The organism is Flavobacterium sp. CF136, assembly GCF_000282055.1.
Taxonomy (GTDB): domain Bacteria; phylum Bacteroidota; class Bacteroidia; order Flavobacteriales; family Flavobacteriaceae; genus Flavobacterium.
This window is the reverse complement of the sequence record NZ_AKJZ01000021.1, coordinates 41,403-53,876: the sequence shown is the minus strand read 5'-3', so window position 1 is coordinate 53,876 and position 12,474 is coordinate 41,403. Positions and strand designations below refer to the sequence as shown.

Annotated in this window: 8 protein-coding genes; 6 read left to right on the top strand and 2 right to left on the bottom strand. The window is 33.2% G+C overall.

Annotation, left to right across the window (positions count from 1 at the left end; all coding sequences use genetic code 11):
* Positions 1–43: 43 nt before the first annotated feature.
* Positions 44–1,747: a lysine--tRNA ligase gene (gene lysS, locus PMI10_RS09130; RefSeq protein ID WP_007806951.1), complete on the bottom strand. Its 1,704-nt coding sequence runs from the start codon at positions 1,745–1,747 to the stop codon at positions 44–46.
* A 517-nt stretch (positions 1,748–2,264) separates the two neighbouring features.
* Here lysS and PMI10_RS09125 point away from each other — a divergent pair.
* The 3 genes from PMI10_RS09125 (at position 2,265) to lipB (ending at position 4,541) form a co-directional block, all read left to right on the top strand.
* Complete coding sequence (locus tag PMI10_RS09125) at positions 2,265–2,990, top strand: hypothetical protein (RefSeq protein ID WP_007806949.1); 726 nt, start codon at positions 2,265–2,267, stop codon at positions 2,988–2,990.
* An 88-nt stretch (positions 2,991–3,078) separates the two neighbouring features.
* Positions 3,079–3,837, top strand: coding sequence for a hypothetical protein (locus tag PMI10_RS09120; protein ID WP_007806947.1), 759 nt, complete (start codon positions 3,079–3,081; stop codon positions 3,835–3,837).
* Positions 3,838–3,842: 5 nt separating this feature from the next.
* A complete protein-coding gene (gene lipB / locus PMI10_RS09115; protein WP_007806945.1) occupies positions 3,843–4,541 on the top strand; it encodes a lipoyl(octanoyl) transferase LipB in 699 nt (232 codons plus the stop codon).
* A gap of 139 nt (positions 4,542–4,680) precedes the next feature.
* Here lipB and PMI10_RS09110 read toward each other — a convergent pair whose 3' ends face one another.
* Positions 4,681–5,340 carry a ribonuclease HII gene (locus tag PMI10_RS09110; RefSeq protein WP_007806943.1) on the bottom strand — a complete coding sequence of 220 codons (660 nt, stop codon included), beginning with the start codon at positions 5,338–5,340 and terminating at the stop codon, positions 4,681–4,683.
* Positions 5,341–5,703: 363 nt separating this feature from the next.
* On the opposite strand from PMI10_RS09110, the gene PMI10_RS09105 reads away from it, so the two are divergent.
* The 3 genes from PMI10_RS09105 to PMI10_RS09095 all read left to right on the top strand — a co-directional run bounded on the left by PMI10_RS09105 (position 5,704) and on the right by PMI10_RS09095 (position 12,469).
* Complete coding sequence (locus tag PMI10_RS09105; protein WP_007806941.1) at positions 5,704–8,844, top strand: SusC/RagA family TonB-linked outer membrane protein; 3,141 nt, start codon at positions 5,704–5,706, stop codon at positions 8,842–8,844.
* An 11-nt stretch (positions 8,845–8,855) separates the two neighbouring features.
* Positions 8,856–10,331 carry a RagB/SusD family nutrient uptake outer membrane protein gene (locus PMI10_RS09100; RefSeq protein ID WP_007806939.1) on the top strand — a complete coding sequence of 492 codons (1,476 nt, stop codon included), beginning with the start codon at positions 8,856–8,858 and terminating at the stop codon, positions 10,329–10,331.
* 170 nt (positions 10,332–10,501) lie between these two features.
* On the top strand, positions 10,502–12,469 hold the full coding sequence (locus PMI10_RS09095) for a putative porin (RefSeq protein WP_007806937.1): 1,968 nt from the start codon (positions 10,502–10,504) through the stop codon (positions 12,467–12,469).
* Positions 12,470–12,474 lie beyond the last annotated feature (5 nt).

The following is a 12,474-nucleotide window of genomic DNA, read 5'->3' as shown; positions in this document are numbered from 1 at the left end:
CAAAATCGAAGCTCTTTTTTATTGTTTTATTATGAAAATTCAATTACCCCACCAACTCCACAAATTTAAAATCACCTTCAACAGCCACTTTGGTCAAACCATGTTTAGATAAGTTTTTCATAGACGCATCCCATTTTTTACCGCTTAAATTTGCAGTAATTTTTAATTGCGTTAAATCCATTTTATTTTCATTTCCTTTCAATAAATCTACGATAAATTTCTCCTCATCAGATAATTCAATCTGAATCTGTTTTTTCTCCGGACGCATTTGCGGAAACAATAATACTTCCTGAATAGAAACATTATTTGTAAGGAACATCATCAGACGGTCCATTCCAATTCCCATTCCGGATGTTGGCGGCATTCCGTATTCAAGAGCTCTTAAGAAATCCTCATCGATAATTCCTGTCGCTTCATCATCTCCTTTTTCAGACAAGCGCATCTGGTCTTCAAAACGTTCTCTTTGATCAATCGGGTCGTTCAATTCAGAATAAGCATTCGCTACTTCTTTACCGCAAACCATTAATTCAAAACGCTCTGTCAATTCCGGATTGTCACGGTGTTCTTTACACAAAGGCGACATTTCTTTAGGATAATCCGTAATGAAAGTAGGCTGAATATAATTTCCTTCGCATTTTGCTCCAAAAATCTCATCAATCAGTTTTCCTTTACCCATTGTTTTATCAACATCAATTCCCATTCCTCTGGCAGCTTCAAACAATTCGTCTTCGCTTTTTCCGGAAATATCAAAACCGGTAAAATGTTTGATAGAATCTGTCATCGTTACACGGGCATAAGGCGCTTTGAAGTTGATTGTGTGCTCTCCAAAAACAGCAGTCGAAGTACCGTTTACGGCAATAGCACAATGCTCCAAAAGATCTTCGGCAAAGTTCATCATCCAGTTGTAGTCTTTGTAGGCTACATATATTTCCATAGCGGTAAATTCCGGGTTATGTGTTCTGTCCATTCCTTCGTTACGGAAGTTTTTAGAGAACTCATAAACACCTTCAAATCCACCAACGATTAATCTTTTTAGATACAATTCGTTTGCAATACGCATGTAAAGCGGAATGTCTAGTGAATTGTGATGTGTAATAAACGGACGCGCTGCAGCACCACCGGGAATTGGCTGTAAAACCGGAGTTTCAACCTCAAGATAACCTGCAGTGTTAAAAAAGTCACGCATTGCGTTAAACAATTTCGTACGTTTTACGAAAGTCTCTTTTACGTTTTGGTTCACCGTCAAATCTACATAACGCATTCTGTAACGCAATTCAGCATCATTAAAAGCATCGTGTACATTTCCGTCCTCGTCAACTTTTGGTAAAGGAAGCGGACGTAATGTTTTACTCAAAAAAGTAAATCCGTCAACACGAATACATTGGGCACCCACTTTAGTCGTAAACAATTCACCTTCAATACCAATAAAATCTCCTAAATCGGTCAGTTTTTTAAATACCTGATTGTATAAAGTTTTATCATCACCTTCGCACAAAACATCACGATTAACGTACAATTGAATACGTCCCTCACTATCCTGCAATTCAGCAAAACAAGCTTTTCCCTGATCTCTCACACTCATCAAACGTCCGGCAACAATCACCTTCTTACCTTCCTCAAAAGACTCCTTAATTTGCTTTGAAGTATGATTTACAGGAAAAAGATTAGCAGGATAAGGATTGATTCCTAAGTTGCGTAAGTTTTGAAGTTTCTCTCTTCGGATGATTTCTTGTTCAGATAAGGCCATTATATACTGTTTTTTAAGTGCGCAAAGATAAAGAAAAGAATGCAGATTTCAGAATGCAGATTTTAGATTTTTTGTAGCAGAAAATTAAGAAGTTTCAATGCCCTTTTGTCCCGCTATCCGTTATATCTTTTTTGCATAAAAAGCAAAAAAGGATACCACTTCTATCGGGGCTGGATTAGATATTTATGTTTTTAAAGGACCTTTTGGTTGAGGGTGTTTATAAAATCCGCATATCAAAAAGGACGGATTAAAATCCATCCCTGCAATATGCTTTGTTCTTATGGAACTCTTTCGGCAAAATTCCGGAGGAATGATTTATTTTGTAGCAACGGATTTCAATCCGTTGAAAAATAAAACGTTTTCCAATTCAGTTCCGTAGGAACGGCTCATATTTGGAAGGTTTTGTTGAGGTAAATTCTTTATCAATAATGATAAAAAACAAAAATATTTCTATAAGAAATTGAGATAAAAACTCAGTATCTTAGCAACTCACAACCTCAGAATCTTTCTCAAAAAAATGAAATACTTATCAATCCTGCTATTTCTAATTCTCACAACAAGCTGTCAAATTACCGAAACGATTCATTTAAACCCGGACGGAAGCGGAAATATAGAAACCATAGCAATTCGCGACGAGCACAGTTATATGCAATTGTCCGGAGAAAATTATGCTAAAGAAGAAATATTTCGGGATACCACTTACGTTTTTCAGGAATACATCACAAAATATGCTGAAAATTTCGCAAAACTTCCTGCATCAGAAAAAATAGTTTTTAATCAATATAAAGATGTAAAAGTTCATCTCAAAGAAAGTTCCTTCGAGAAAGAAGTTAAAAATACATTCACACAGAGTTTTAATAAAACAGAAGATATTGCAGATTTATATAAAACTGTAGAATATGCCGATGATTTGAAGCACAATTACGCCTTAAGTGCCGAAGAACATTATTATCATGTTAGTTTTTCTTTTGACGGGACAACTTTTAAAAGAGTTGTAAAAGTTACAGATTTGGCAGAATTAAAGAAAAAACAAGACGAGATTGAGGGATTTAAAAAGAAAACTTCCGGATTTAAATTAGTTCAGACTCTTACTCTAGACTACCATTTTCCTCGAAAAATAAAATCAGTTTCTAATGAAAAAGCAATTATTTGCTCCGATAATAAGTCACTCAAATTGGTTTTGCAGCTTTCAGATTGTCTGCAAAATCCGGAAAGTGCAAGTCTAGAAGTGGTTTTGGAGTGAAAAGTCTTTTAAGCTTTGTTATTTCAACAAACGATTCAACGATTAAATATTTTAAAATAGACTCCGTATCTTTGAGAAAAAATAAATTATGATGAAAATATATAAATTGCTTAGTTTTTCTTTTTTATTGGTGACTCTTACAAGTTGTACTTTCACTGAAAATATTTACGTAAATGATAACGGTGCCGGAAAGTTTTCAGTAGACATGGACGGCTCTTCCTTAATGGCAATGGCCGGAGATCAAATTGGCAGCCAAATGGGAGCTGATGCGAAGAAAAATATCGATTCTACTTTTACTTTCAAACAATTACTGGAAGAAAAAAAAGACAGTATCGCAAAGCTTTCTCCGGAAGCTCAAAAAGAACTTAAAAAACTGGAAAATTTTGTGATAAACACCAAAATGAACAGTGAAAAGAAAGAATTTCTAATGACACTTTCTACCGATTTTAAAAATGTGAACGAGTTGCAGGACATATTGCAGACGATGAGCACTTTTCAGAAATTAGAACAGGGTGGTGGTACAGCAACTCCATTTGGGGGTAATTTTGGTAACAATAACAGTAAATTAAATTACGCTTATGACGGAAAGAAGTTTATCAGAAAAGCAATAATAGACAAGCAAAAACTTGCTGAAAAAGTGAATGATTCGGCAGCTGATATGTCTAAAATGATTTTTGCTTCGTCAAATTATATTTTAAAATACCACTTTCCGAAAAAAATCAAAAAAGTATCTAATCCAAATGCTTTATTTAGCGAAGATCGAAAAACGATTACAATTCAATATCCATTCACGGATTATATGGACAATCCCGACAAACTTAACTTTGAAGTTGAGTTTGAAAAATAATAAAAATGAATAAAACTATTCAACTTAAGGATTTAGGTCAAAAAGATTATAAGGAAGCCTGGGAATATCAGGAAGAACTTTTTGCGGATATTGTTGACTTAAAAATAAAAAACAGAAGAGAAGAACTCGATTTGCCAACTCCAAATTATCTGTTGTTTGTAGAGCATCCACATGTTTATACTTTGGGTAAAAGCGGTGATCTTGAAAATTTACTTTTAAACGAAAAACAGCTTGAAGCCAAAGGCGCAACCTTTTATAAAATTAATCGCGGTGGTGATATTACGTATCACGGACCGGGACAAATTGTAGGGTATCCGATTTTAGACCTGGAAAATTTTTTTACGGACATTCATAAATATTTGCGTTTTTTGGAAGAGTCTATTATTCTGACATTGGCTGAGTATGGCTTGGAATGCGGCAGAAGCGAAGGTGAAACCGGAGTCTGGCTTGGTGCCGGAACTCCGTTTGCCAGAAAAATTTGTGCGCTTGGTGTACGTGCTTCACGTTGGGTAACCATGCACGGATTTGCCTTAAATGTGAATGTAAATTTGGGTTACTTTGATAATATTATTCCGTGTGGAATTCGTGGCAAAGGGGTTACATCTTTGCATGTAGAATTAGGAGTTGATAAGGTTGATGAGAATGAGGTGAAAGCTAAAATCGTAAAACATATGACTAATTTATTTGAAGCTGAATTTGTTTAATTTTTCAGATAGTATAATCGTTTAACGAAAAATATAAAAAAATTAAAAGAATCTGATCTGCTTTTGACGGATATTGAATATAAAATTCAGTTTTAGGAAAAACAAAAAAGACTTATCAAATGTGATAAGTCTTTTTTGTTTAAAAATCTAATTCGAGTTGTTCCGGCAAAAGCCTGAAACTCATTCGATGATATTTTGTAGGGCCATATTTTCTGATGGCTTCGCGATGCTCTTTGGTGGGATAACCTTTATTTTGTTTCCAGTTGTACATTGGGAATTCTTCATGAATTTGATTCATATATTCATCCCGATAGGTTTTTGCCAAAACTGAAGCTGCTGCAATACTTAAGAATTTAGAATCTCCTTTAATAATACTTTGATTCGGAATTGATTTTAATAATTCTATTTCGGTTATAGAAAATTGTTTTCCAAAAGTGTTTTTCAAACCTAATTTGGCATTTAGAGAGCGGTTTCCATCTACAATAATAAATTCGGGTGTTTGATTTAATTTCAATATACATTCCTGCATTCCTTTCATTGAAGCATTGAGAATGTTTATTTCGTCAATTTCATTCGGATGTAAATGGGTTACAGCATAACAAATGGCATGTTCTTCTATAATTGGTTTTAAAAGTTCCCTTATTTTTTCTGAAAGCTGTTTACTGTCATTCAGGTCAGAATGTTCAAAATGAGCGGGTAAAATTACTGCCGCTGCTGTCACAGGACCGGCTAAGCAACCACGTCCGGCTTCATCGGTCCCGGTTTCGAAAACATATCCTGAAAAATTTTTTTGAAGCATTTGGTGAAATATACTTTTTTATTGCAAATATTAAAAATATTTTTTTAAAAATTATTATTGCTTTTGTGATTATTTTGTGAAGTGTGGTTTATTTTGGTTTTTTAATAAATTGTTAACTATTTATTTGTTTAATGAATAATTTTCAAATGTTTTAGATTTAAAAATGTTAAAATGAAGCATTGTGTAAAAATTAAAAATAAAGCTTATTTTTAAGAATTATCTATTTTTTGCAATTAAAATATAGCAAATTACAATTACATGTTAAAGTAATATTAAAAAAATACAAATATGATATTAAATTTTGTTTGGTATATTAAGAAATAATTAAGATGTTTGCTTCATACTAATTCAAAATATATTAAAATGAAATTAAAATTACAATGGATTTTTACGCTATTGATAGCGTTGTCTATGCAGTTTTCTTTTGCTCAAGAGGGAATTGTTACTGGTGTTGTCTCTGGTGATACAGGGGTTATTCCTGGTGTTAATGTTGTTGTTAAGGGGACAAAAAATAGTGCCCAGACAGATTTTGACGGAGGCTTTTCTGTTAAAGCTAAACCAGGTGATGTACTGGTCTTTTCTTATGTTGGAATGGATGACGTTATGGTTACTGTTGGCCCTTCATCTAAAGTAAACGTAAAGATGGCAGATTCAGGAAAGGCTTTGGAAGAAGTCGTGGTTGTTGCTTATGGTAAAGCTAAAAAAAGTTCTTATACTGGTTCAGCAGTTCAGATTAAAGCGGAACAACTTGAGAATAGATCCTTAACGAATGCTTTGTCTGTTATTGAAGGTAGTGCTGCCGGTGTTCAAATTCAAAGTGCTGCCGGACAACCAGGCTCAGCTCCAAATATAAGAATACGTGGTTTTAGTTCAATAACTTTAGGAAACAGCCCTCTTTATGTTGTGGATGGAGTTCCTTTTTCTGGTGATATCAGTAACTTGAATTCAAATGATATCGAAAGCTTAAGTGTTTTAAAAGATGCAGCATCAACTTCGTTATATGGTTCAAAAGCAGCCAATGGTGTTGTAATTATTACTACAAAGATGGGTAAGTCTTCAAAAGATAAGTTCACATTGAATGTTAGCCAGGGTTTAACTTCCAGATTGATTAAGGAATATGACAGAGTGGGAGCTTTGGATTACTACCCTTTAGAATGGGAAGCAATCAGAAATAGCCGCCCTATGGCAAATCAAACTCAAATTGATGCTGCAAACTTATATGCATCAGGAAGAGTTCCGGTTGTTTTGATAACAAATCCTTTTAATGTTCCTGGTAATCAGGTTGTAGGGACTGATGGTAAATTAAATCCAAATGCTCAATTATTATATCCGAACGATTTAGATTGGACAAGGGAGCTGGAAAGAGCCGGAGTTCGTCAAAATACTGACTTTTCTTATCAGGGTAAAACGGAAAAGTCTAATTATTTTGCATCGATAGGATATTTAAATGAAGAAGGTTACATTCGAAAATCAGATTATGAAAGAGTTGCAGCCCGTTTGAATCTTAATACTTCTTTGAATGATTGGTTGAAAACCGGAATGAATTTATCAGCAACATCTACCAATTCAGATTTGGCTGTTGATGGGGTAGATAATACAAGTTCTTTTAATAATGCATTCAGAACAATCAGATATATGGGGCCAATTTATCCTGTGTACGATCATACGGCAAATGGAGATTATGTACTTGATGGATTAGGGAATAAAGTTTACTCGACTGCTAGAGGTTCCGGAGCTTCAAGTGGTAGAAATATTGTTTATGAAACATTACATAATACGGATAATCAAAAAGGCCTGGCTTTGTCCGGCAGAACATATTTTGAAATTAAATTTTTAAAAGATTTCAAGTTTACAACTAATGCCTCTTTAGATAAAACGTATTATAACAGAACATATACCTATAATACAGAAATTGGAGATGGGGCGCCTACAGGATTAATATCAAAAGAAGACAGGATTTTGACAGGTGTAACTTATAACCAATTATTAAATTATACTAAAGAAATTGGAAATCACAATATATCTGCCTTATTTGGTCATGAGAGTTATGATTACGAAAGAAATTGGACTACAGGTACTAAGACAGGACAGGTTTCGCCTGATAATCCGGAGTTTGTTAATTATGCGACTACCACTAATTTAAACTCTTTTACCAGAGGGTATAGTACAGAGTCCTATTTTTCAAGAATAGAATATGGCTATAAAGATAAATATATTGCTTCAGCGTCTTTCCGAAGAGATGGTTCTTCAAAATTTGCCAAAGATATTCGTTGGGGTGATTTTTGGTCAGTTGGAGCAGCCTGGGTAATTTCAAGAGAAAGTTTCTTGGAAAATAGTTCATGGGTAAATGATTTGAAGTTAAGAGCTTCGGTTGGACAAGTAGGTAATGATGGTAACAATGATAATGCAAGTTTACCTTTTTATGTAAGTCAATCGACATTTAGTTTAGGTTTTGATAATGGCAGTGAAGGCGGAGTTATTACGAATGCTGCCGGAGCAGACAAATTGAAGTGGGAGGTTAACACACAAACAGATATTGCTATTGAGTTTGGGTTGTTTAAAAACAGACTTAAAGGTAGTGTAGAGTATTATAACAGAGATACTGACGGTTTAATATTTTTAGTACCAAATCCTTTGTCTTCAGGATTAGATAACAGATATGAAAATATTGGTTCTATGTATAACAGAGGATTTGAAGTTTCATTAGATGGGACAATTATAAAAACACCTGATTTCTCATGGGGGCTAAATATCAATGCTTCAACAGTTAAAAACGAAATTACTAAGTTGCCACAAAAAGAGATTATTGATGGAACAAAAAAATTAGCTGTTGGACAATCTCGTTATGATTTTTGGTTAAGAGATTGGTATGGAGTGGATCCTGCAGATGGTTATGCTTTGTATGTTTCAGATCCTAGTTTAATTGTTGCCGGCGATACAACTCAAAGAGTTGTAAATGGTGTAAATGTAACAACTGACCAAAATAAAGCATTATATCATTATTCCGGTTCAGCAATTCCTGATTTATACGGAAGTTTTGGAACTAATGTTGAATACAAAGGTTTAAAATTAGAAGTTTTGTTTGCATACCAAATAGGCGGAAAGATGTATGATACTAATTATGCTGCCCTTATGCATACAGGTAATAATTATGGATCAGCTTTGAGTACCGATATTTACAACAGATGGCAAAAGCCGGGAGATATTACTGATGTTCCAAGATTAGATATTAATAGAAATACCCAGTCTTCTGCTGCTTCTGACAGATGGTTGATTGGTGCAGATTATTTATCTTTCAGACAAATTAACTTATCGTATAAAATGCCATCTAATTTAATTTCAAAATTAAAAATAGATAATGCTACTTTATATGTAAATGGTGAAAATTTAATGTTATTCACTAAACGTCAGGGATCAGATCCAAGTCAAACGTTTAATGGAACTACTCAGAACAGATTTACTCCTTCAAGAGTTATTACATTAGGTTTAAACTTAAACTTTTAAAATTTAATATTATGAAATCAAATTATATAAAACAGGTATTCTTTGCAATATCATTGTTATTGCTTACTTCTTGTTCAGATGATTTTTTAGATCAAAAACCAACTGAATTTGTTGATTATGATGGTGCTACGGCAACAACAGACAATTTAATGACGTTGTTAAATGGTATTCACAGATCATTGTATATCAGGTATGATGATACTCAAAATATGAATGGATTAGGGAGTTTAATGCAGCAGGTAGATATTGCCGGGGATGATATAGTTTTTCCTGTAACAAATGGCTGGTTTCTAGCAAGCTACAACTGGACTGGTGCGGCAAATGAAAACTCTACAGATGTAAGATTTCCATACAGAACTTATTATAGAATAATCAGGAATGCAAATACTATTATCAATGCCGTTGATGCAGCTGTTGGTACGGATGCTGATAAAAAAATTGTAAAAGGGCAAGCATTGCTTTACAGAGCTTTTTCTCACTACCAATTGGTTCAGTTGTTTGGAAAAAGATATGAAAACGGAGTTGTAAATTCTCAACTTGGTGTTCCGGTTATTTTAACTGTTGATAATGAAAGTTATCCTCGTTCAACTGTAGAAGAAGTTTATACTCAAATTAACAAAGACCTGGATGAAGCGAATGTTTTATTAGTTGGTTACACAAAACCAAATAATTCACATTTGAATTTAAAAGTTGCTCAGGGATTAAAAGCCAGAGTTGCATTGACGCAAGGAAACTGGGCTATTGCTGCAGATTATGCTGCTAAGGCTAAAACTGGTATCGCTTTAATGTCTGTAGATGAATATGTAAAAGGTTTTAATGACTTTACAAATAGAGAATGGATGTGGGGAAGCCATATTAATGAAGTTCAAACAGATTATTTTGGTAATTTTGGAGCTTATATGTCCAGAAATTATAACTCGACAGTTATCCGTTCTTGTCCAAAGGCGATTAATAGTAAACTTTATAATTTAATTCCAACAACAGATGTCCGTTCAAAATTATTTGATAAAACGGGTGCTCATACAGCATTGGCTCTTCCTACAACATATGCTAAATTTCCTTACACAAGTCAGAAATTCTTATCAATAAGTACTGGTGACAGTAGATGTGATGTTCCTTATATGCGTGTTGCTGAAATGTATCTTATCGAAGCAGAAGCAAAAGCAAGATTAGGATTGGCAGACGCAAAAACAGTTCTTTTTACATTGGTTAGCAGTAGAAATCCGGCTTATGTTTTGTCTGCAAACACAGGACAAGCTTTGGTTGATGAAATTTTATTTCAAAGAAGAATTGAATTATGGGGTGAAGGGTTTAGATTTTATGATTTAAAGAGAACAAATTCTCCTTTAGACAGATCCGGAGCTAATCATGATTCAGCAATTGTAAATGGAGTTATTAATGTACCTGTAACAGATAAAAGATGGCAATGGTTGATTCCTAGAGCAGAAATCAATGCTAATCCATTAATTGTACAAAATGAATTATAATCATTTTTAATAAAATGTATAGAAACTGCCCAATTTTGGGCAGTTTTTTTTATACTGGTTTTAAAATTTTATAAATACTAATTGATGTGTTTTTTTATTTATACATATTTATAATTTACCTTTGCCTGACCAATTTTATTGAAATTAGTATACATATATAAAGCTATCAAATGAGAATATTTTTTTTTCTATATCTATTAGTTGTACCAGCCTTCTTATTCTCTCAGGAAAAAACTGTTCCTAAAAATAATTTAGATATGAATTCGAAATATTCAAGTATTACGGATACTGTAAAAAAGAAAAAAAGCCTGATTGCCAAGATTGAGCAATATCAAATTATTACACTAGAACATGACACTACTATTGTTGATACTTCGTTAACCTTAAAAAGTGCTTATAAGCAAAATTATCTCCGAAGGGATAATTTTGGACTTTTACCTTTTTCTAATATCGGACAAACTTACAATACTTTACAATATAGCCTGACAGATTTTTCGCCATATCCGGACATCGGTTTTAAAGGGAAACATTTTAATTTTTTAGAAGCCAATGAAATTCATTATTACTCTGTGGCAACACCTTTGACTGAATTGTTTTTTAATACATCCATTGGTAAAGGGCAGAACGTTGATTCGTTTATTACTTTGAATACATCAAAAAACCTTAACTTTTTTGCAGGTTACAGGGGATTGCGTTCAGAAGGGAAGTATATTAATCAGATGACAAGTATTGGGAATTTTAAAATTGGAGCCAGTTATTTTACAACTGATAAGCGCTATGTTTTATATCTCCATTATACCTATCAGGATATTTTGAACGAAGAAAATGGGGGAATTACAACAGCGGAAGATTTTGAAGGTGGAGATGCAAATTTTGATAATCGCCAAAGATTGGAAGTTTATCTCACAGATGCCGAATCTTTCTTAAAAGGGAAAAGGCTTTTTTTTGATCATGCTTTCAGAATAAATCCTAAACAGGGAAATAACAATTTATATGTTACGCATCAGTTTAACTATGAGAACAAGTTTTTCGAATATAAGCAGCCTACGGTTTTGTCAACAGTTGGCAGTACTTCTGTTGAAAGATTTGGGGAATCTTATGTTTCCAGTAATATGAAAGATCAGACCCGTTTCGAAAAATTATACAATAAAGTAGGATTGGCTTATGAAAATTCGCTGCTTGGAAAATTTAATTTCTTTATTGATGATTACAGGTCAAATTACAAATACAACCGTATTATTTTTCAGGATGACGGAGATATTATTCCTGATAATCTGTTTCGGCAAATTAATAGTTTTGGAGGTCAGTATGAATATCAGAAAAACAAATGGAATGGACGATTCATGTATTCAAGATCTATTACAAAACAATCACTTTCCGATTTAGATGCTAAGTTGAGGTATCATCTGAATGATAAAATACAATTTGATTTTCGTTACAGAAATATCAACAAATTGCCCAATAACAACTATAATTTATACCAAAGCAGTTATATAGAATACAATTGGTCCAATGATTTTAAAAACGAAAAAATTAATTCAATTAACGCCAATGTTTTTACTCCCTGGTTAAATGCTGAAGTACAATATTCCGTTTTAAATGATCATTTGTATTTTAAGGATGTTGCTACTGCTGATCAAAAGGCGAATCAGACTCAGATTATAAATCCGGAACAATACGGCAATACCATTAATTATTTATCCGTAAAGGCAAATAGAGAGTTTAAATTTGGAGATTTTGGTTTAGATAATACTTTCTTGTATCAAAAAGTAACACAATCAGATTTAATCTTAAATGTACCGGATTTTGTAACCCGAAATACGTTTTATTATTCTACCTATTTCTTTAAAAAAGCACTTTATATTCAGACAGGAATCATTTTTAATTATTTTACAAAATATTACGGAAATGATTACAATCCGGTAGTTGGAGAATTTTTCGTTCAGGATACGAAAAAAATTGGAGGTTATCCAACTTTTGATTTTTTTCTTAATGGAAGGATTCGCCAGACCCGAATTTATTTAAAAGCAGAACATTTTAATGCTGCTTTTTCAGAAAACAAACTTTATTCAGCGCCGGGTAATCCATATCGTGATTTCACTATCCGATTTGGTTTAGTTTGGAATTTCTTTCAATAGAAAGA